The organism is Streptococcus oralis subsp. tigurinus, assembly GCF_002356415.1.
Lineage (GTDB): Bacteria > Bacillota > Bacilli > Lactobacillales > Streptococcaceae > Streptococcus > Streptococcus oralis_F.
Genome location: NZ_AP018338.1, coordinates 87702 through 110547, shown reverse-complemented (window position 1 = coordinate 110547; position 22846 = coordinate 87702). Strand labels below are relative to the sequence as shown.

Here is a 22846-nt window from a genome sequence, read left to right as displayed (position 1 = left end):
CCTCCTACTTAAATTCTTTTTTACTAAATACAGCTAACGCAAGCACAAGTACTGCTATACTCACCACGATAGGATAGCATACGTTTGTAAGGGTAAATTGACTAAAACTTGGTGATGCTTTCAAATTTAAAGTCATCAGTAAATAGTCTTTCACACTCTCACCAGAGTTTGGAAGGACGTAAGCCAATAGGTTATCAAATAGTAAAATGTAGAGTGTATAAATCATACATGATTCATAAACCTTATCAAATATTTGAAAAATCAATAACGAGATACTTATAATGACAGAATAGTATGGTAGTTGGTGTAAAAATGTCGAAACAATCAACACCATATCCCCTTCCAAATAAACAAGAGCTGTTAAACTATAAAAAATAATCACATATAGGAAAGACAAACAAAAGGTTCCCAAGGTTTTATATAAAAATAACTTCCATCGTTGTTTTTCTTTTGTGAGCAGAATATTGATCGTACGGAAACTATAATCTTCCCCCCAGAAAAATAAATTGGCAGAGATAAAAAGCAAAGGAATGAAACCACTCACATTTGAAATCAACACTCGAAATGCCGGCTCATTTTCATTTGATGACTTAAAAAATAAGGAGAATAACAAAATTAATAATCCTATCAACAAACTAGGAAGCACTCCTCTTTTTTCCCAGTAAAATTTATACATATCTGCTTTAAGAGAATTCATGACTCTCCTCCTTTCTTAAATCATCAGATAATATTACGCAAATAGTAGTCCTCAAAGCGTTCCTTCTTAATATAAATATCCTGTATTACTAGATTTGAAGCGACACTATATTCCAAAATAGCCATTAATTTTTCCTTCTCTGTCACAACCAGATAGTCATCCTGCTCAAAATGGTCAACGCCCTCTTTTTCTAAAAACATTTGTAGAATCTGATTATCACTTGTCTTTAGGAAAATTTTTTCAGATAAATTGGTCGCTAGCATTTGTGAACTCATCACATTTAGAATCTTTCCTTGTTTCATGATGATATACTTATCTGTTATAAATTCCAATTCTGACAGAATATGGCTCGAGATTAAAAAAGTAACTCCTAACTGATCCCTTAAATTCAAAATCATTTTTCTTAAATCTGAAATCCCTTGAGGATCTAACCCATTCACGGGTTCATCTAAGATAATAAGCTCTGGATTATCCAAAAGCGCAATTGCTATCGATAATCTTTGTTTCATGCCAAGAGAATAGTTTTTTACTTTTCGATCCCATGACGGTTCAGGCAAGTGAACCAATTCCAACATTTTTGTGATATCTGTCTTTAAACCAAATCTTGTTTTATAATATTGCAGGTGTTGACGTCCAGTCAAGTTTGGATAAAGGGCAGGTGATTCGATAATACTGCCAATCTTATGCTGCGAAACACTCTCGATTTCTCCCTTATCAGCTCGAATGAGTCCTAGGAGAATTCTCATTAATGTTGTCTTGCCAGCACCATTTTCACCAATAAGGCCACATATTTCCCCTTTCCCAATATCAAAGGAAACATTATGGAGAACCTGTTCTTTTCCATATGTTTTATCGATATTTTTAAGACTTAAAATCACACGATTCATAGTTTCTCTCCGTTCATTAGATCTTTTGGCTTCATGAATTATCCTCCACCTCTGAAATTCCAAAATTCTTTACATCTGTAACTTCCTCAGGCAGAATTAAAACTCGCTCTTCACCTGCATCTAAAATTGCTAGGCGAAAGACTTCGTTATTTAATACTATCTCTACCAACTTTTGATCAGTCGTGTTATTTCGAATTATCAAACTGTGGCGAGTTTGTATAAAAGTCTCTAGTGAGATACTAAGATTGCTCATCTCTTCCCTCCTAACCCAAATAACTCTCTTGACTTTTCATTACATCTCTAGTTTACCGCTTTCAAAAACAAAAAAACATGACAAAAATGTCATGTTAGCTCTTCATTTCCTCAAAAGTTTTTAAATCTCTTTCTTTTTCTCCCAATATACGCGCTTCTAATACTGAGTCCCCAAATGCTTGAGCACAAACAATAGCTCTGTCATATAATTGGATAGCTTTTTCCTTATCCTGTTTATGAAATAAGGTACACATAGCATCTAGCATATCGACAATTGGCTTGTTTTGAAAATCCTGCGATAAGGTCATCAATGTGTTCATTGCCTTAACATAAGGCTCAAAAGTGGAGTAAGATTTTTCCATCCATTGAACAGCTAAAGAATCAAGCACAGTTCTTTTTAACATATAGGCTGTCTCTAAATCTGATGAATTTGTTTCTCTTATAAGTTTTTTAGAAAGCATCCAAAATAGTTCAGGATTATACTCAGTCGGTCTTGCTAAACATGAAACAAAGTACAGCTTTATCAAAAGCAAATCATTCACCGAGTAGTTTTTCCTTATCTTTACTTGCTCAAAATACTCATCAAGCAAAGCATCGCCAAACCCTGCATCTTCACTTACAAAGACATCAAAACTAGCTTGTAAGGCACTAACAGCAATCTGCTCATCCTCAGGTAGACTGTCATAATAGTGTTCGTAAACTCTTTCAAACAACTCTTCCTTAACCTGGATTCTATCATCATCTCCATAAGTTTGAAACTTAATAAGTTTATCCTTTACTATCAAGTACTCTGAAGGTAAAATCATATGATCCATATCTACTATATGTGAAATTGGACAACCTAGTTTGTAAGCTATATACTCTACCTTAGATAAACTTGGGGAAGACTGCCCTGATTCAATCCGTGCTAATTGGCGCACCGTTATCTCAGTTTCATCATCACAAAGAGTTTCACGAGTGATATGTTTCATCTCTCGCAACATTCGGATTCTTTTACCTACTTCCTTCTTGATATCCATCTCAAGATCTCCTGATCATTATTTAACGAACAATATTCTATTTTTTGTTATATTATACTATTTTTCATTGAACTAAGCAATTTTTGAAATTTCACATTACAAAACCTAACTAAGCTAAACTATCTTTCGCATGCTAAATAGCAGTTGACCTGCTTTACTTTTCTTGTGCCAATTCTTCAAAGTCTTTTCCCAAAATGGCTTGTACTTCTAGTTGATTGGCATCTAGTTGGTGGTAAAATGCTGTTGGTAATGACTCTAGGAATCTTGCATAATCCAAGCGAGCGATGGCTTCATAGTCTTCTGCTTTTGAGCCATCACCAGAAATCGTCACTAGGTCAATCTCCCAAATAAGCTCCTTGCCCGCCAGCTGCTCGGTATAAGGAGCTGGTACAAAGGGTTCCTTTGGCAAAATTGTCTTGACTCCCTGGGCTAGGTGATAGATACCGTGCACCTTACCTTGGGCGTCTGGGTAAAATTTCACACTGGCAAGGTAGGCATCAGATCCTTGAACCTTCTTGACCAGCTCTTCAAAACGTGCCAATCCATCCTCAGCCAAAAAGCTCTCGAGGTATTCCTTGTTGAGATAGATAGGGGACAAGAGTCCTTGGCAATATACTAAACGAATCGCCTTATCCGCTAAATAATGCTTGACCGTTTGTCGGAAATAAGCTTCAAAATCAAAACCATCTAGCCCTTCTACCGCTTCCCCCAACTTGCTCGATAGGGCCTGGAGGAGAGTCTCTACAATCTCCCAGTCCGCTCTAGTAAGAAAATCTGGAATCACCACTTGATAGCCTTTTCGGCTATCCACATAGTTGACCTTGAAGAGAAATTGCGACTGGCCTACAATCCCACACTCGATATACTCGAGACGATTGAGGGACTGACGGAGATAGACCGCATCATAACTGTGTGACTCCAAGCCCTCCACCAAGGCCAAGATAGACTTGGCAGTCAAAACCTCCTGTTGTCCTAGAATGCTTTCTTTATTTGGGATAAAAAATGTTTTCGCCATAACTGGCCTCCTTTGAAATCGTTTACACATAGTATAACCTATTTTCCTGAAAGATACAGAAACAAACTTTAGATTTTTAGATAAAAAGCATAGAAAAACAGCCCCTAAGGACTGTTTGATGTTATACAGTAGCTGCTTGATCCAAGCTTTCACCGATTGCAGCTAGGCGCTCGATCACTTCTGCTTGTGTCAATTCATTTTCGGAAACATAGCGGTTGCGTGGGTGAACACGACACTCGTGTGAGCATCCACGAAGGTACTTGTCTTCATTTTCCTCTGATGTCAAGATACGACGGTTACAGAAGGGATTTCCACAGTTGACATAGCGTTCACATGGTGTTCCATCAAACCAGTCTTTTCCTACGATGGTTGGGTTGACATGGTTGACATCAACGGCGATACGCTCGTCAAAGACGTACATTTTCCCATCCCAAAGTTCACCTTGAACTTCTGGGTCTTTACCGTAAGTTGCGATTCCTCCGTGCAATTGGCCAACATCTTTGTAGCCTTCACGGACCATCCAGCCTGAAAATTTCTCACAGCGAACGCCACCTGTACAGTAAACCACAACACGCTTGTCCATGAATTTTTCCTTATTGTCACGAACCCATTGTGGCAACTCACGGAAGTTGCGGATGTCTGGGCGGATAGCCCCACGGAAGTGTCCTAGATCGTACTCATAATCGTTACGTGTGTCAAGGACCACTGTATCTTCGTCAAGAAGGGCTTCTTTGAACTCTTTTGGAGACAAATAAGCACCTGTTGTTTCAAGTGGGTTGATGTCATTATCAAAGTCGTTGTCTTCCAAACCAAGGTGGACAATTTCTTTCTTGTAGCGAACAAACATCTTCTTGAAGGCTTGTTCATTTTCTTCGTCAATCTTGAACCAGAGGTCTTCCATTCCTGGGAGGCTGTGAACGTAGTCCATGTATTTTTGAGTTGTTTCGTAGTCACCTGAAACTGTTCCGTTAATTCCCTCGTCAGCGACTAGGATACGGCCTTTAAGGCCGATTGATTTACAGAAAGCCAAGTGATCTGCCGCAAATTGCTCTGCGTTTTCAATTGGAGTATAGAGGTAGTAAAGTAAGACACGAATATCTTTTGCCATAAGATTTGTTCTCTTTTCTATTCTTAAATTTTCAGAATTTTTCATTCGACTATTCTAGTATACCCACTTGAGAAAACGAATGCAATTTATTTGACCGGAAATTATATAGAGAGACCTGCCACTGCACTTCATCAGTAACCATACCGAATAACAGATAATTCTCTCAATTTTTTGATCTGCTCGGCTTGACTTTCTGACAAACTTAGCTTGTTTTCAATCAATACACGCGAAAGGTCAACATTCATTTGGCTCAATATAAATGGAACAGAGGTCCCGTCGTCCCTTAGTCGTCTTTTATAAATCACTAACTGATTTTTCAAGGGAGTAAGTTGATGCTCATCCTTTATATCTTCCAATAGATGATTTATGATAGTCATGGCTTCACAACGTCTTTCACTTCCTCCAGCAAACCATTTTAATGGTGTCATACTTATTTTCCTCCTTAAATTGAAAAGCTATCATTCCTAACTCTCGTACCAATATTTTACCCAAATACCCTATGTAGAAAAGTCAGCAAAAATGGTAATGTCGCGACAATATTATTAATCACATGCACCGCATAGGATGGATAAATGCTCTTGGTGTAGCGGGTCAAACTGGCAAAGATGATTCCAAATGTTGCAAAGACAGAAATATCTAACAGACTAGGCAGACTTGAAAAATGAGGGAGAGCAAACAAAATGGAAGGAAGAAGCAAATCAAGGCCAAATCGCGAATGTTTAAAGAAGGCGTGTTGAAGTAATCCTCTATAGATTAACTCTTCCATCAGTGGCACTAGAAAGAACAGAGTTATATAGATACCTAGCTCAGCAAAATTAGTCTCACTAAAACCAATCAGTAGAGCCCAACCTTCAGCAGTTGACTGAACATATCTAGCTGTCTGAATATTAAAAGATATATGAACTACCGCTACTAGGACTGTCAAAATCGAATACCAGAACCATTTTTTTCTCGGAATGCGAAAGAGATAACCATGGCCTGTCTTAAGCAGAATCCAAATCATGACTCCACTAAATAGCAGACTTAAGATATTTTGAATCCAGAAGATATTTCCTACCTGAGAAGAAAATTGCCAATAATTTTGAACAATAGACGTCAGCTGAGAAAGACCAAATACGAAAAATAGGTAGGAGAAGACAGCACTCATTTTGAAAAGAAGACGATATTTTTTCATAATGGACCTCCTGTAGATACATGTGTATCACATCGCCAAAACTCTTAGAACTACTCTTTTCTTTTTTTACATCCTAAAAATCACTACCTCCCCTAGGAAACTAAGGAAGGCAGTGATCACATTTTTAGGAATTAGGAATGAATACACGAAATCAATCGAGCTTATGATTTTTTGTTTTTCAAGAATTCGTCGTATTGTTTTTGCATTTCGTTCAATACTTTTTCGTAGGCACCTTCAGATTTCAATTTTTCCATCAATTCTGGAATAGCTTTATCTGGGTCTACAGTACCAGTGTTGATAGCTGTATCGAATTGTTGCATTGTGTTAGAAATTGCTGAAATTTCAGATTTCACACTGTCAGTGTTAAAGATAAATCCAAGCGCTGGAGATTCTTTGGCTTCTGCCAATTGTTTCTTAGAATCTTCGATTTGTTGGTCTGTAACGTTTTCGTTGATATAAAGGATCCAGTTGTTACCTGTGTTCCAACCTGACATGTGAGTATTTCCTTTATAGCCATCAAGAACGCGTACACGGTTTTCTTTACCTTCAACTTTTTCCCAGTTCTTGCCTTCTGGACCGTAAACAAGACCGTTCAAGAGTTCTGGGTTAGTGTTCAAGAGGTTCAACACTTCCATTGATTTTTCTTTGTTCTTAGAGTTGTTTGAGATAACAAAGTTGGCAACTTGTGTTGTTTGGTTTTTCTTGATAAAGTTAGTGATTGGTTTGATTTGGATGTCTTTGTTAGCAACACGTGAAAGCAAGCTGTTACCGTAGTCAGCTGGTCCTACTGTTTCTTCACGAACGAACCAAGTATCTTGTTGAAGGTCAAATGAAGTGTCGCTTGTTGCTACGTCTTTTGGAATGTATCCAGCTTCATAGAATTTGTGAAGAGTCTTCAAGTGTTCTTTGAAACGAGGTACTTCGTAACGGTTTACAATCTTAGTAGTATCCCCTTCAAGGTCGATAACGAATGGAAGTCCGTTTGGTACTGGGTAGTCAAAGTTATCAGATGGGATGAAGTTCTTCGTAACCGCAAATGGTACTACATCTGGAGCTTTTTCTTTGATTTGTTTCAAGACTGGTTCAAGTGTTTCGTATGAAGTGACACCTGAAATATCGATTCCATATTTAGCAAGAAGAGTTCCGTTGAAGGCAAAGTTTTGAGATGACGCAACGTTAGCTGCAACTGGTACTGCATAGATTTTACCGTTTACAGTGTTCCCTTTGATGTAAGCTGGGTCAAGTGCTTTGTAAAGCTCTGCTCCTTCTTTCTTGTACAAATCAGTCAAGTCAGCATAAGCACCTTTTTGAGCATTTACGACATAGTTAGATGCAAATGCGATATCATAGTTTTCGCCAGATGATGTGATAACGGACATTTTCTTATCATAGTCACCCCATCCGAGGTATTGGATATCCAATTTAGCACCGACTTTTTCTTCGATGATTTTGTTTGCATTTTCTAGCAATTCATCCAAGTTGTCTGGTTTGTCACCGATTTGGTACATTTTGATAACAGGTTTTTCACCTGAAGTAGTATCAGCAGCTTTTTTGTTATTACCTGTAAGGTTTCCACAAGCAGCAAGACCAGCAGCCAAAGCGACTACGCTAGCAGATGCAAAAGCATATTTTTTCCAGTTTTTCATGATAAAAACTCCTTTTTTTGTTTTTAAACTTATAAACGATTTAATGATTTTTACTTCAATCACTAAGATGAAGTTGGGAAGAGAGAAACGGTGTTTCTCAGCAAGTGCTATTCTTTCACACCACCGATGGTCAAACCTTTAACAAAGTAGCGTTGGAAGAATGGATACAGAATCGCGATTGGAAGGGTTGCAACCACAACCATGGCCATACGTCCTGTTTCCTTTGGAAGAGCGACTCCCAGTTGACCAGATAGGCCGACTGCTTTTGCGATGTAGTCCATATTTTGCTGGATTTGCATGAGCAAATATTGCAATGGATACAAGTTGTCACTCTTGATGTAAAGAAGGGCGTTGAACCAGTCGTTCCAGAAACCAAGAGCTGTCAAAAGCGTGATGGTTGCGATACCTGGAAGTGACAATGGCAAACAAATCTGGAAGAAGATCCGGGCTTCACTGGCACCATCGATACGAGCAGATTCGAGAATGGCTTCTGGAATGGTCTTCTTGAAGAAGGAACGCATCAAGATGATGTTGAATGGTGAGAGAAGCATTGGAACAATCAAGGCCCAAACGGTATCACCCAGTTGAAGCAGGCGAGTTACCACAATATAGCCTGGTACCAAACCAGCATTGAACAACATACTAAGAAGGGCAAAAATTGTAAAGAATCTGCGGTACTTAAAGGTTGTCCGTGAGATGGCGTAGGCATAGGTGGTTGTGATGAAGACGTTGGTCACTGTTCCGACTACGGTTACAAAAACTGAGATAAAGAGCGCTTGGAGGATCTTATCTTTAAACTGAGCTAGGAACTGGAATCCATCTACACCAAACTTCGAAGGGAAAAAGCTATATCCATACTGGAGGATGCTCTTTTCGTCTGTCACCGAAATGATGATAACGAAGATAAAGGGCAAGATACAAGAGAGAGCAATCAATCCAGAAATAATACTGAAGAAGATATCTGCCTTCTTACTAAAGGAGTGAATGCCGACATTATCGATTTTTTCTTTTTTAATTTTCTTTTCTGCCATATTCTCCTCCTTTCTAGAATAAAGCTGAGTTTGGATCGACTCGTCTTGCAAGCAAGTTTGATAGGATAACCAGTATCAAACCGACAACGGATTGGTAAAGACCGGCTGCTGAAGCCATACCGATATCTGCAGTCTGAGTCAAACCATTAAAGACATATACGTCCAAAACGTTAGTTACATTGTAAAGCTGACCAGCATTGTGCGGGATTTGATAGAAGAGACCAAAGTCTGCACGGAAGATATTTCCGACTGCAAGAATGGTCAAAACTGTCACAAGTGGAGTCAACTGAGGAATGGTTACGTTGCGAATGCGTTGCCACTTGCTAGCCCCGTCCACTGTTGCTGCTTCATAGTAGGTTGGGTCAATCCCCATGATCGTCGCATAGTACATGACACTGCTATATCCAAAGCCTTTCCAAATACCTAGGAAAAGGAGAAGGTATGGCCAAATGCCTAAGTCAGCGTAGAAGTTGACTTCCTTCATGCCAATGGATGTTAGGAAATGGTTGAAGACCCCTTTGTCAATGTTTAGGAAGGCATCTGTAAAGAAACTGATGATAACCCATGACAGGAAGTAAGGGAACAACATAGACGTTTGGAAAATCTTAACCATTCTCTTAGAGCGAAGCTCGCTGAGGATGATGGCAATCCCTACTGATACAATCAAACCGATAAAGATAAAGCCGAGATTATAAAGAACGGTATTTCGAGTGATGATAAAGGCATCTTTTGAACTAAACAAGAATCTGAAATTATCTAACCCGACCCATTTACTATTCACAATACTATCTATGAAACCATTACTGGTCATATGGTAGTCTTTAAAGGCGACCACATTCCCAAATACTGGAATGTAAAAGAATAGAATCAACCAGAGTGCCCCTGGTAAAACCATCAAGAGAAAGATCCAGTTATCTCTCAAGGTCTTTGAAAACTTTTTCATAATTTCCTCCCTTTTTATTCCTAAAAACTGATTTCATCGAATTTTTAGGTTTGATAACGATTACATTATTAGTATACTCCTATTTGAAGGTCAGGTTAAACTACTAATTATAGAAAAAACTCCACAAATTATTTTTTGTGGAGAAGTTTTTTATAAGAAATAGGTTTCACGAGAAACACTCTGACTCGGAAAAAAGACCTTTAAGTCGTATAAATCGTCGATGCGGTCGCAATAGTGTGCCACTGATTGGCTGTAGTTGCTGTGAAATCCTTGTCTGCGTAGAAGTCAGTAAATGGTAAGATCTCAACTTCTAATTCTTCGATGCGGTCAATCTGATCAGACAGATAGGCTTCGATACGGCTTTCTGCTCGCTTGATACGTTGCAAGAGTCCGCCCATACGGATATCGACTGTATCCAAGCCAAAGACCTTATTTTCTTTCAACCATTGGTGACTAAAGAGAGCATGGAAGTTTTCAATCTCGCTTCTGAGTTTTGGTAATTCTTGTCTGGCGATTTCTTGCAGACCTTCTTTATCGTTTACTTGGTAGGCCTGACGGATACGTCGTCCCACATCCACTTTACTGCTTAAAATCTGGTTCAATTGAGCCTGAGTTTCAAAGAGATAAGAGTAGTCACCAGCTTTTTCTTTGATAGCAGCAAGCGTTTCAGCGGCCTGAGCGAAGTGCGGTTTGTCCTGTTCAGGTGTCATGTGTCTATCAAGAATCGGGCAAAGAACATCCTGATAAAAGACATAGCGGTTGGGATTGATACCACTGAGATTGCCTGGTAGATCTGGCAAGAGGTTGGCTAGATCAATCTGCATAAAGTCCTCAACCGATAGACCTGTATTGGTCTTGAAGTGTGCAGACAAACGGTCTAGGTCATTGCGGTAGCTGAGTTCTGCCCAGATTTGCAAGCTGGGTAGGATAGAAAACTGGGCTGTCTCGCCACCGTTATCCCCCCAACCCGTCACGATGACTTCTTTGATTTGATTGGCACGACAGGCTTTGTTGGCCTCCATAGCGATGAGACGGCTGAAATGGTTGTTGGGCGTAAAACCGATCCACTTCCAAGCTCCGCCTGCAAAGGCAATATCTTGGCTAATCTTGTGGTGATTGCGGAAATTGCGATTGTATTTTTCCTCGCTATCCTGATAATAATCCCAGTAAACCAAGGTTACACGGTCTTTTAGACGGTCTAGGTAGATACGAGTTTCCTCTGGAATCTCCACGTCACGGTCATACTGGCCATCCGCTGACATGAGCTTAAAGAACATATCGCTCCACATCTGACAGTGGAAACCATACTTGTCAGCAATATCCAGTACACGCTCCAAGTGTTGGCACATAAGGAGACTACGGTCCACAACGCCGTTCAAGATGAGGTAGCGCCCCAAACCAACCAAGTGAGCCTCGTCCATCCCGATATTGACCTTGCGAGTCTGCAGTTTAGATAGAGTGGCAAACATGCCATCAATCAGGTCATACACCTTTTCTTCTCCGATGAGGAGAATGTCCTCCACATCACGAAGTTCCTGCACTTCTTTGACACCCCATTTGACGAAGGCTGACAAGTGGGCCAAGGTCTGGATGCAAGGCACAAAGGTCATGTCAAACTGCTGGGCATAGGCTTCGATTTCCTGCAACTCTTCAGCCGAATAGGCTCCACGGAAATAACCAAAGTATGGCTGCCCCTCAATCTGGTAGGTGTCTTCCATGTAGAGCTCGAAGGTCGAGTAACCCATGAGAGCCAAGACTTCAATCATCTGCTTGGCAGAAGCCACATTCAGCACCGCATTGCGGGAACAGTCTGCCATGTAGGCTAAATCTTCATAAGCCGCCTGCTCCTCAATCTCTACTTTGTCAGCTTCTGCTAGAGCCGTTGCCAACAAGGACAAGGCGCGGTAGAGTTGGTGAGGTTTGCGATAGGTTAGTTGATAGTATTCGCTTTCACCCTTGATAGAAATAGAGGCTTGATCAGACTGAGTGACTGCCACTTCCACATCTGGTAGGGAAATGTGACTTTTTAAAACCTCAATAGCTTGCGCTTGTTTGGGACTAAGTCCTGTAAATCTTACCATTGGTTTTCCTCCTGTAGCCAGTTGACAAGGGCACCGTAGAGATTGGCATCTGCATGATAGGTGCAAGCTTGGATAACAGGTGCGACCGTGTATTCTTCGTAGGTATCGACAAAGTTACCGACAGCCTTCTTGACACCTTGAATAAAATCAGGGTTTTGGCTGATGGAGCCACCTAGGCTAATGACATCTGGATCGATGAGATACTGGATATTGAGCAAGCCTTGAGCCAGATTGCGGTTCATACGCTCAATGGCTTCTTGACAAAGAACATTGCCAGCTGCGGCCTCTTGGTAAACCTTGCGTCCGTCCCAGTCAGTCTGACCAGATTTTTCAATCACGTATCGCACCATGTTCCCTGTAGAAGCTAGTTGCGACCAGTTATTGAGCTTTTCTGCTGGGGCAATGGTTGTCATGTAGCCAAACTCTCCCCCCAAGCCGTGTCGCCCTCGGTGAAGCCTACCATTGATAATCATAGCTCCGCCAATTCCTGTCCCAATCACGACACAGGCTGCATTTTCAATCTCTGGGTGAGCCAGCAATTCACTAAGTCCAACACAGTTGGCATCATTTTCTAGATGGACAGGTAGCTGATGATGAGCAAGAGCCTCATACCAAGAAAAGCCATGGATGTAAGGTACGGCACTGATTCCCTCAATTACACCTGTTTCTTGATTGACCGCGCCTGGAACGCTCATAGCAATGCCCTTATAATCTTGCTCTGACAAGCATTTGTCTAGCCAAGTCAGTAAATCCTCCAAGTTTTCTGGTGTCGGTGTACTTGTCTTATCTAGTATTTTTCCATCAGGAGTCAGACTGGCAAACTTAATCCCAGTCCCTCCGATATCAATCGTTGCAATGGTCATATTTTCACCAAAAAAGGGGCGAATCAGTAGTCAATCCTTACTCTTTCGCCCCTCCTTTCTATCTCTTATTATTAGTTATCAAACACTTTCAAATCTTAGATTTCTTCTTTTTTAATCAATTCTGTACGAATTTCTTGTGGAGCCAATAGTCCTGAATGAACGGGATATGGTCGCTCAAGTAAGTCAAGAATGGTTTGTTGGTGTTCAGATATGCGCACATTTTCTTGGCTCATATTGTAGTAACGAAGTACATATCCTTCTTCATTTTCAGCTACCTTAAAGGCTGTCGGGCAGACTTGTGGCAAGCTGAGTGCCGCATGACTCAAGAGGCTACCAGTCGCAGCAACACTTCCTTCTTGTTTAGCAACCTGAAGACTAGTGAATGGTGTTTGGAAGGCTTTGGCACGACGGAAAGCTGAGAAACGTTCCCCTGCTTGGTGGCATTCAAGTGTAAACTCAACTTCAAACTCACGCAAGCACTGAGCTTCTGGTGTTGGGAAGTAACCCCAGTCACCTAACTCACCTGATGCACGCAAAATGGTCACTGCAATGGTGTCGTCTCCAAGGATTTCATACTCGTGCAATCCTTTATTAGCCACTGTCACCCCTTTTTCATCATCATACAGACTGACAAAGGCTTGTTGGTGTTGAGGATTTTCAGGATTTTCCCAAGAAGCAGCTGGTTTATTTGGTCGTGTCACCACCTCATAGATGCTTTCAGAGTCATTGCTTGGACGTGTGTTATGAGTCTTGACCAAGAGACGGATACGGTGGTCCTTGGCTGTGTTAGTAAAGCGAGTCTTGAAACGAATTTGTGGATTGTCAACAAAGACGGTCATCTCTGTTTCAAGAAGAACGCTTGTCAATTCTTCTGAGCGCCCAGCTTCACGCGTCATAAACTCGATGATGCCTCTTTGTTCCGCATCCAGTTTTTCGTCTGCACTTACTGGAATTGTCAATTCATGCTTGAGCAAAATCTTGGCAAAACGTGCTGTATTTTCCAAGACCTCATAGCCTTTGAGTTCTGCGTAGATAGGCTCTGTTCCTTTTGGTTGGAAGTAGATGTACTCATTTCCAATGTCACCACGGTCTTCAAAGCGAATAACATCTTCATAAGCTTCATGAGTTGTCTTGTCGTAGACCGTGATGTTTTCATCCACACTGACCGTTACAAATGGCGTATCAATCACTCCATTTTGGTAAATACCGTCACGGTGTTCTTGTTCTCCTTCAAGCAATTGGAAGGTTGTCCAAGAGAGAGGTGCTAGATGAACAGGGACTGTCACGCGCACTTGTCGAGCAATACGAGCCTGACGGAACTTGTCTTTTGGTAAATCATACTCAAAATTAGCTCCCAAATCTTCGATTTTCGCTTCTACAGCATGTCCTTCCAAGTCTTCAACACGGTAGCTTGGCAAGGTCAAGGCTGCCATCTTCTTATAGCCTTCTGTTGGGTGCAATTCTTTGAAATCACAAGTCGCCACATCAATCACTGTGCTGACCGTATCAACCTTATCATGCAAGCCTGTATTGATAACCGTAAAGAGATGGTCGCTTTGGGCTTCATGGGTTGCGATTTTACCCTTCCACTCGTTGAGAAGGTTAGTTTTCACAAAGTTTCCGACTTGGTTGACCTTGGCAAAACGTGTCTCCATCTCACGGTGAACCTCGTCCACGCTACAGCCACAGATACTGTCATGTGGCGCATTTTGTAGAAGAACTTTCCAAGCATAGGTCAACTGGTCCTTATGGTTGTGCCCACCAGTGATGACAGTTAATGGCTCCACCACTTGTTCTAGCAGGTTACTATTTTCTTGGAAGGCTTGTTTAAGGTAAATCCGTGATGAGGAAGTGTTGGCAAGCGTGTACCAACCATCTGTTTCTTGACTCGTCAACTCACCTGTAACCGTAGATAACTGCTCCGGTAGGGCACTTTCTACTGCATGGACATAGTCATCAAAGGAACTATGCACAAAGGTTACATCTGGGAAGAGTTCATTTGCCACACGAATGGCTTCGCTCAGATTTCGCTGTACAGGCTGGTGGTCACAGCCGTTCATCATCAACCATTGGTTGGTCGAAGCATAGTCACGTACGTCTGACAATTTTTGTCTCCAGAAAGTCAGGGCCTCATCCTTATCAACTGGGATTTCATTCCCATTACTATACCAGTTGGCAAAGAGGATACCGAGGACACGACTTCCGTCCGCACCCTGCCAGTACATTTCTGAAAATTGGGAAGTAAACTGCTCATCTTCGAGGACTTGGTTGTCAAATCCAATCGGCTTCACACCACGCCCAAAAGCTGCCACGTGAATACCTGATTTTTGAAGGATTTGGGGAGCTTGCCCCATATTTCCAAAGGTATCTGGGAAGTAACCAATCTGAGTGGATTTGCCCCATTTTGCACATTCTGCTTGACCAATCAAGGTATTGCGGACGTTGGCTTCACTTGAAATCAAGTAATCATCCTGCAAGATGTAAAAGGGACCAATTTTGAGTTTGCCTTCGTCAATGTAACGTTGGACTTTGTCGCGATTTTCAGGGCGAATTTCCAAGTAGTCATCTAGGACAATAGTTTGTCCATCCAAGTGGAAACTCTTGAACTCAGGGTCATTTTCAAAAAGGTCAAAAAGATTATCAAATAATTCCACCAACTGCATACGGTGGCTTTCAAAAGGTAGATACCACTCACGATCCCAGTGGCTGTGAGAAATAATATGTACAACAACATTTTCCATGAAGTAAAACCTCATTCTAACTTAAATTTTTATTTTTAACGTTTTAAACGTGAATTTGTGATTCTTTCCTAGAATCAATTGAGCGAAAGCATGCTCCTTAACGTATATCCAAGTAATCCAGTACCAACTCACAGAACATCATGTTGGCCCAAGAGAACCATTCACGAGAGTAAAGTGTTGGGTCATCCACGTGGAAGCTTTCATGCATGACACCTGTCCCACCATCGCAGGCAACGAGCTGATCGAGCAAGAATTTCTTCTCCGCCTTGTCTGTTGTCGTCAAGCCTTGGATAGAAAGGGCGATTGGCCAGATATAGCGATAGAAGGTATGAGAACTTCCGAGACCGCTAGCGTATTCTCCTTGGTAGAAGTAGGGATTTTCAGGGCTCAGAATGGTACGACGAGTCGCTTGATACACTTCGTCATTCACATGGCAGTAACCAAGATAGGGAGCAGCCAGTAGACTTGGGACGTTTGGATCATCCATGATGCTAGCATTTCCTAGGCCATCCACTTCAAAGGCGTAAATCTTTTCGCCCTTACTGTTGGTGGTGTAGGCATAGTTTTCAATACCTTCTTGGATCTCTGCTTGCAGGCGTTTAGCGTCTGCCATGATGTTTTGGCTATCAGCTATGTCTAGTTCTGCAAATATTTCTTGCACATACCCCAAGACGACTACGGCAAACATATTTGACGGAATCAAATAGCTATACTGGCAGCAGTCATCACTCGGACGAAAAGCTGACCAGGTCATTCCTGTCACGGCAAAGTCAGGTCCAAAACCATCATTTACCAGAGTATCTTCCCTGCGGTCCGTATCGCGGACAAAACGATATGGAGAGTTGTTGTGGTCCTGCTCTACTGTCCAGAGATGAAGGATTTCCTTGGTCGCAGCGACAAAAGTGTCATCAAACTGACTGGTCTCACCAGTCTCTTTCCAAAGGAGATAAGCCAACTGCAAAGGATAGCAAAGCGAGTCCACCTCATACTTGCGTTCCCAAATCCAGCCATTAAGGTCCGTGTGGTCAGTCTCATGGTGGCCCTTCCAGTTTTCCTCAATGTTAAAGGAGTTGGCATAAGGATCCTTGAGCACCAAGGTCATCTGACGCTTGACCAAACCAGCGATTGTCTGGCGCAAAAGAGCATCTCTCTTAGCCACATGAAGGTAGGGTCTAAGCTGGGCAGTCGAGTCACGAAGCCACATGGCGGGAATGTCTCCTGTGAGCACAAAAGTTGAACCATCTTCCAATATCTCAACTGTATTGTCTAAGGTGTCTGTGTAGCAACGCTCGAAGACATCCACCCACTCCGGATGGTCCTTAGCCCGCTCCGCTACTTCGTCTAGCCATTCTCTAACAATTTCTTTCGAATAAATCATCGTGCAGTTTCCTCTTTCAAACAAGTTTCATGTTCAGTATATAGTTTTTGAGACAGAAAATACATACACAAATGATAGTCATTTTTCTACAAAATTGCTTACTTTCGAACCCCATATCTAAAGGTCTCATTTTTCTGATATAATGTAGAAAAACAGCTAAAGGAAATACCATGAAACCACTACTTGAAACCATCGATACCCGCTTTGGTACTGCTAGCAAGCATGCCTTTTCTCGGGGAAATACCCTGCCCTACACAGGCGTCCCTTTTGGGATGAATTATTTTGTACCCCAGACCAGTGACCATGAGGGAGCTTGGTTTTTCGATCCGCATCTGCCCATTTTTCAGGGAATTCGATTAACCCATCAGCCCAGTCCTTGGATTGGGGACTACTCTTGGCTCCTTCTGACACCTGTCACCGGCCAGCTTGGGGGAGATAGCCTCTTTCACCGTCAATCCTCCTATGATATGGATAAGGCCTCTTTCCAACCTCATTATCTGAAGATTTTCTCCCTGCGCTTTCAGATTGAAATCCAGCTCACACCGACTTGCTATGGCGCTTCTATTCGTTTGGAGCAAAAGCAAGGCAAGGCCCTATCCCTCTATCTTCACACAGCAGATGACTTGACAGTCAAGCAAGTAGATAAGCGGACTCTGGCCCTAAGACAAGAGGGCGAAACAGAGACCAATAAAAATCCGCTGATACTCTTTACTGCTCTACAAATGAATACGGATATTCTTGCTATGAGCCAAGAAAGTGGAGACTGGCGAATTGACCTCGCAGATAGTCATGCCAAGATTCAGCTAGGGACTTCTTTCATCTCCCCTTCTCAAGCACTGCTTAATCTACCTCAAGAAGATTTTAATAACTGTAAATCAAGGGCCCAAGCGGATTGGAAAAATCTCCTCCATCGTTTTGATATCGTGGAGACAGGGGAAGCCGACCGAACCTTTTTTGATCACTGCCTCTACAGACTTTTCCTCTTCCCACAGACATTTTATGAGGTGAACGAGTCAGGGCAGGCCATCCACATGGATTTTTCTACTGGCACTATCAAACCTGGTGTTCTCTTTAGCAACAATGGTTTCTGGGATACCTTCCGCACCACCTTCCCCCTCTTTGCCCTTATCATACCAGAACACTATCACCGCTTTCTAGAAGGTTTCCTCAATAGCTACCGCGATACTGGTTTTCTTCCAAAATGGCTAGCCCCAGATGAACGCGGCATGATGCCTGGCACTCTTTTAGACGGCATTATCGCAGATAGCGCCTGCAAGGAAATGGCCCCCGACTTGGAAGAAGAACTCCTCCAAGCCATGCTGGAGACAGCCACCAAGTCTGATCCTCTTGGCATCAACGGTCGCCACGGTTTAGCTCAATACCAAGAATTAGGTTATCTTTCAACCGACCACCACGAAAGCGTCAGCCACACCCTTGACTATGCCTATAGCGACTTTTGTATCGCCAGCTGTTCCGAAAAGCTTGGTCAAAATGACATCGCCCAAACTTATAAGGTCGCATCGCAGAATTACCGCCATCTCTTTGACGCCGAGACGGGCTACATGAGAGCGCGAGATAGTCAAGGCAACTTCCGACCAGACTTCTCTCCTTATAGTTGGGGACGTGACTACGCCGAATGTTCTGCTATTCAAGCGACTTTAGGCGTCTTACATGACATCCCAGGTTTGCGTCAACTGATGGGTGGAAAGGAAAACTTTAGCCGCTACCTTTTGAAAATCTGTCAAGATGCTCCTCTATTTGAAACAACTGGTTATGGTTACGAGATTCACGAGATGAGCGAGATGGCTACCGCTCCTTTTGGGCAAATCGCCATTTCCAACCAACCGAGCTTCCACATCCCTTATCTCTTCCGCTACAGCGACTACCCTGACTACACTGCTCTACTCATCAAAACCTTGCGTCAGAAAGCCTTTCACCCCAGCTGGGAAGCCTATCCTGGCGATGAGGACAATGGCAGTCTCTCTGCTTGGTACATCTGGTCAGCTCTTGGATTCTACCCGATCTGTCCGGGCAAGCCAAGTTACGATCTCGGAATTCCTCTCTTTGACCACCTCCGTATCTACCTAGCCAAGGAAAATAAATGGCTGGATATCCATGCCGAGCAAAACCACAGCCATTTCAACTTTGTCAAAGAATGCCGATTGGACAAGGCTCCTGTATCTAGCATTCAACACCAAGACCTCTTGAAAGCTGAGCAACTGACCTTCACCCTCAGCTGGCTACCAAATCACTCCTAACCAAAAGAACCTTTGCATCGCGCAAAGGTTCTTCTTTTATGAAACTTGGACCTGAAGCTGGTCAACCAGCTGCCTATCTACCGTCAGATTTAGATAAAAATCTAAGTTTTTATCGCCTGCAAAATACAAGGTTGGTAGCGTCAGCTTTTTTTCAGTCTCGCCAACTTGAAACGCAAGGACTTGAATCTCGTCCCGATAAGCAACACCATGCACACCCGTCCCTGGTTGAATCGAAATCTTAGCTTCTAAAGGACTGCTAGATTCTCTTCGCTTCACTGTAAAGTGGACATTTTCTCCCTTGGTCACAACTAGACTTTTTTCTGAAAACTCTAACTGTTGAACAGCTTCTTTTTTCGACAAGGTAGGTGTTTTATAGAGTGAAATCTTGGTCAACAAAGGCAAAGCCTGTGCCTCTGTAATGATCACACGCACCTTCTGAGCCTCTACCATGGATCCTCGCAAAAGGCGTTTATAGCCAACAGTATAGCCGGATTCAAACTCCTGCCAGACACCATCCAGCTCTACCTGAACATGGAAAGCAGCTATACGTTGCCCCAAATTCAAATCTTCTCTTAACTCAATCACATCAAAAGCTTTAGGTGCACCTAAATCAAGCTCTAATTGGATTGGCAACTCTGCATCACTTGCCCATGAACTGGTCTCTAGCCCATCTGTCAGATGAGAACAGGCAAAGTCTGGTGATAGAGCAGGGCCAGATACCGTGCCTCCCAAAGCCAAATCTTCTTTATATAGCTCGTCACGGTAGGCAGCAAATTCATAGAGACGCTGGATATCCTTTTCATCAAAGAGGCCATCTTGGTTCGGTGGGATATTAAGCAAGAGTGGAGTTCCCCGCCCTACCGAGTGAAAGTAGATTTCGACCAATTCCTCGAGAGATTTGGAATCCTGATCCTCATGGTAAAACCAGCCTGACCGAAGAGAAACATCTGCCTCACCGATTGAAAATAGCGTCCCCAAGGGATCTCCGTGCTGTAGATAATCTAATTCCGCCTCTGTCCCCAACTGGTCTGGCTTGACTTTTTGCCACAAGGGATCCCCTGCATAGCCTCGTTCATTTCCAATCCAGCGAATACTAGTTCCCTCAGTTGAGAAAATCAAACAATCGCCCTGCAAGTCACGAATGGTTTCAAACCAAGTCTCAAACTCATAGTTGACCTTCTGAGCCCCTTCTCCTCGAGCACCATCCATCCACACCTCAGCGAACTTACCAGCATTTCCATAGGCAGGATTTGACAAGATTTCCTTCAATTGAGCCAGATAGTAGGCATTGTAATCCGCTTCTCGGTCCACGTGATAGAGGGGACTGTGAGCATCCCAAGGAGATAAATACACTCCCATATCCATATCAAACTCAGTCACAGCTTGGGAAACCTCAAGGAGCAAGTCCCCCTTTCCATCCCTCCAAGGGCTAGCCTTAACCGAATAATCTGTATGTGCTGTCGGGTAGAGCACAAAACCATCATGATGCTTCACCACCAAAATCAGCTTTTTAAAACCCGTTTCTTTGAGCACCCGAACCCATTCACGCGCATCCAACTTGGTCGGGTTAAAACGCATAGGATCCTCTTGCCCACTTCCCCATTCCTGGTCATAAAAGGTATTGGGACCAAAATGGATAAAGGCAGCTAGTTCATCCTCTAAATAAGCTAGCTGGGCCTGACTTGGTAATGGTCCATGCGGTTTTATTTTCGTCATCATCTCGTATCTCTTTCTCTTGTTCACAAAGTTATCCACAATTTGTGGATAAGAAAGCATGCCTAAAAATCAGCTTCTCCAGAAGCCAGCTCTTAGACTTGGGAGCCTTCACGCTAAACAGACCTTTATCAAACAGCTCTGTACTAGGGTTTATACTAACTTTCCAGAAATTCACTAACATACGGAGCTATTATCAGGATGCTTCATCGCCCTGGATTATATATCATTTTCCCCTAGACTTATCCACAGACTGTGAATAAACTAGTGTTCCAGACCGCTCTCTCCTTGACTATAACAAAAAGCGATAGCAGCGTCAATATGACTAAGCTCCCTTCCTAAATCCCCTGAAAAGATTCTATAATTTGTACAATCGTAGCTTTTGCATTCGCCAGCTAGTGAGAAGCAGCCAGTAGAAAATGACTACTTTATCACATTGTGAACAGTACATCTGTGATACTATAATACCTAACAACCTAATCATTTCTAGCAAAAAATCCCGCAGATTTGCGGGATCTTCTCTTGCATCAATGCGCCAACATTTCTTGGGCGATTTCTTGTCCAGATAGGTTATCTGGGTAGTAGGTTGGCCAGTTGTCCATCTCTTCAAAGAGGGCTTCTTGGCTAGTACCTCCAAAGAAGATATGGAAATGTTCTGCCTTGACTGGGGCGATATTGTGGTCACTAAACTGAACATACTTGAACTGTCCAGCGTCCGCATCTGTCGCTTCAAAAAGGAAGCGCACCCCACGATTGCCTTTCTTATAAGTCAAAATTTTCTTGCCGACATACTTGTAGGTGAATTTCTTACTTTGTCCACCTTGAACAAATTCCATAGTATTATCCGTAATGTTGATCTTAGTCACATCTGTCTGATAGCCTTTTCTATAGTAGGCCTTGTACTCATCTTTGGTCATCTTGCCAGTCAACTTAGCCTTGTAATCAAAGACTTGATCAAAAGTTCCATCCTCAAGGAAAGGATAGACCGACTGCCAGTTACCTGCATAGTCACTCAAGGTGCGGTCTTTGACATCTGCATCCTCAAAGTAACCATTGTGAACTGTTTTGGTGTTTTCTTCCTTCTCTGGCTCGATTTCTGGTCCTTCTTGGTCTGTTGTTTGTTTCAAAGCCTTGAGGTTTTTCTCCATGATAGAGATGTAATTTTCTCCCGCCTTGGTGTCCTCTTCTGTCAGACTTTCTAAAGGATTGAGGACATCTGTTTTGACACCTGCCTCTTTGGAAAGGGTATTAGCAAGGGCTTGAGAGGCATTCTCTTCAAAGTAGATATAGGCGATTTTATTTTTCTTGACGTACTCTGTCAATTCTGCCAAACGTGCTGCTGATGGCTCTGCATCTGGTGAGAGACCTGAGATAGATACTTGCTTGAGACCGTAGTCCAAGGCAAGGTAGTTAAAGGCAGCGTGCTGGGTCACAAAGCTCTTTTGTTTAGCTTGAGACAAGCCATCTGTGTAGGCCTTATCCAAGGCTTGCAATTTTTCGATATAGGCAGACGCATTCTTCTCAAAAGTCTCTTTTTTATCAGGATAATCTGCTGACAAGCTGTCACGGATATGTTCTACTAGTTTGATGGCACGAACTGGTGATAACCAAACATGGGGATCGTACTCATGGTGATGGCCTTCTTCTCCATGGTCATGGTCTCCCTCTTCTTCCTCACCACCTGGCAAAAGTAACATATCACCTGTCGCCTTGATAGTTTTCACTTTTTTCTTATCCAAGGATTCTAGCAATTTTGGAACCCAAGTTTCCATATTTTCATTTTCATAGACGAAGGTATCTGCGTCTTGGATTTTAGCAACTGCCTTGGCGGACGGTTCGTATTCGTGAGGTTCTGTACCAGCACCGATTAGAAGTTCTACATTAGCAGTATCTCCTGCGACTTGCTTGGTAAATTCGTAGACAGGGTAAAAGGTTGTCACGATATTTAGCTTCCCATCTGCCTGCTTTTGATTGGAACAAGCCACTAAAAACAAGGCACATAGACTAGCTAGTAGTAAGCTCAGTTTTTTCATTTCATTC

General features: G+C 42.5%; 18 protein-coding genes. 1 reads left to right on the top strand and 17 read right to left on the bottom strand.

The genetic code is table 11. The features are described 5' to 3' along the window. Positions 1-4: 4 nt before the first annotated feature. The 15 genes from STO1_RS00565 to STO1_RS00495 form a co-directional block, all read right to left on the bottom strand. Positions 5-697, bottom strand: coding sequence for an ABC transporter permease (locus tag STO1_RS00565; protein WP_084872359.1), 693 nt, complete (start codon positions 695-697; stop codon positions 5-7). A 23-nt stretch (positions 698-720) separates the two neighbouring features. Then, positions 721-1584 (bottom strand): ATP-binding cassette domain-containing protein, encoded by an 864-nt coding sequence (locus STO1_RS00560; RefSeq protein WP_084872358.1) that lies wholly within the window; start codon positions 1582-1584, stop codon positions 721-723. A gap of 31 nt (positions 1585-1615) precedes the next feature. After that, positions 1616-1837 (bottom strand): hypothetical protein, encoded by a 222-nt coding sequence (locus tag STO1_RS00555; protein ID WP_084872356.1) that lies wholly within the window; start codon positions 1835-1837, stop codon positions 1616-1618. Between the two features lie 94 nt (positions 1838-1931). Further along, complete coding sequence (locus tag STO1_RS00550) at positions 1932-2855, bottom strand: helix-turn-helix domain-containing protein (protein WP_084872354.1); 924 nt, start codon at positions 2853-2855, stop codon at positions 1932-1934. A gap of 154 nt (positions 2856-3009) precedes the next feature. Further along, a complete protein-coding gene (locus STO1_RS00545; protein WP_084872353.1) occupies positions 3010-3870 on the bottom strand; it encodes a DUF4299 family protein in 861 nt (286 codons plus the stop codon). Between the two features lie 121 nt (positions 3871-3991). Beyond that, positions 3992-4978 (bottom strand): oxygen-dependent tRNA uridine(34) hydroxylase TrhO, encoded by a 987-nt coding sequence (locus STO1_RS00540; RefSeq protein WP_020899966.1) that lies wholly within the window; start codon positions 4976-4978, stop codon positions 3992-3994. A gap of 131 nt (positions 4979-5109) precedes the next feature. Further along, on the bottom strand, positions 5110-5406 hold the full coding sequence (locus tag STO1_RS00535) for a bacteriocin immunity protein (protein ID WP_172843634.1): 297 nt from the start codon (positions 5404-5406) through the stop codon (positions 5110-5112). Between the two features lie 56 nt (positions 5407-5462). Then, positions 5463-6152: a CPBP family intramembrane glutamic endopeptidase gene (locus STO1_RS00530; protein WP_096421509.1), complete on the bottom strand. Its 690-nt coding sequence runs from the start codon at positions 6150-6152 to the stop codon at positions 5463-5465. Between the two features lie 161 nt (positions 6153-6313). Further along, positions 6314-7798 (bottom strand): ABC transporter substrate-binding protein, encoded by a 1485-nt coding sequence (locus STO1_RS00525; protein ID WP_096421507.1) that lies wholly within the window; start codon positions 7796-7798, stop codon positions 6314-6316. A gap of 107 nt (positions 7799-7905) precedes the next feature. Beyond that, a complete protein-coding gene (locus tag STO1_RS00520) occupies positions 7906-8829 on the bottom strand; it encodes a carbohydrate ABC transporter permease (RefSeq protein WP_000818344.1) in 924 nt (307 codons plus the stop codon). A 13-nt stretch (positions 8830-8842) separates the two neighbouring features. After that, complete coding sequence (locus STO1_RS00515; protein ID WP_000714584.1) at positions 8843-9772, bottom strand: ABC transporter permease; 930 nt, start codon at positions 9770-9772, stop codon at positions 8843-8845. Positions 9773-9972: 200 nt separating this feature from the next. Continuing rightward, a complete protein-coding gene (locus tag STO1_RS00510; RefSeq protein WP_007520893.1) occupies positions 9973-11853 on the bottom strand; it encodes a beta-N-acetylhexosaminidase in 1881 nt (626 codons plus the stop codon). Continuing rightward, positions 11847-12716 carry an ROK family protein gene (locus tag STO1_RS00505; protein WP_096421505.1) on the bottom strand — a complete coding sequence of 290 codons (870 nt, stop codon included), beginning with the start codon at positions 12714-12716 and terminating at the stop codon, positions 11847-11849. The genes STO1_RS00510 and STO1_RS00505 overlap by 7 nt, the downstream gene beginning before the upstream one ends. A gap of 95 nt (positions 12717-12811) precedes the next feature. Continuing rightward, the gene (locus STO1_RS00500; protein ID WP_084939463.1) at positions 12812-15457 is read right to left on the bottom strand and encodes an alpha-mannosidase; all 2646 of its coding nucleotides are present in this window, start codon (positions 15455-15457) and stop codon (positions 12812-12814) included. Between the two features lie 97 nt (positions 15458-15554). Then, positions 15555-16835: a glycoside hydrolase family 125 protein gene (locus tag STO1_RS00495; RefSeq protein WP_061588550.1), complete on the bottom strand. Its 1281-nt coding sequence runs from the start codon at positions 16833-16835 to the stop codon at positions 15555-15557. Positions 16836-17005: 170 nt separating this feature from the next. On the opposite strand from STO1_RS00495, the gene STO1_RS00490 reads away from it, so the two are divergent. After that, entirely contained in the window at positions 17006-19093 is a 2088-nt protein-coding gene (locus STO1_RS00490) for a GH92 family glycosyl hydrolase (RefSeq protein WP_096421503.1), read from the top strand. 36 nt (positions 19094-19129) lie between these two features. On the opposite strand, the gene STO1_RS00485 is transcribed toward STO1_RS00490, so the two are convergent. Then, positions 19130-20809 carry an alpha-L-fucosidase gene (locus STO1_RS00485; RefSeq protein ID WP_172843658.1) on the bottom strand — a complete coding sequence of 560 codons (1680 nt, stop codon included), beginning with the start codon at positions 20807-20809 and terminating at the stop codon, positions 19130-19132. Positions 20810-21333: 524 nt separating this feature from the next. Then, entirely contained in the window at positions 21334-22839 is a 1506-nt protein-coding gene (adcA, locus tag STO1_RS00480; RefSeq protein ID WP_096421499.1) for a zinc ABC transporter substrate-binding lipoprotein AdcA, read from the bottom strand. Positions 22840-22846: the final 7 nt, after the last annotated feature.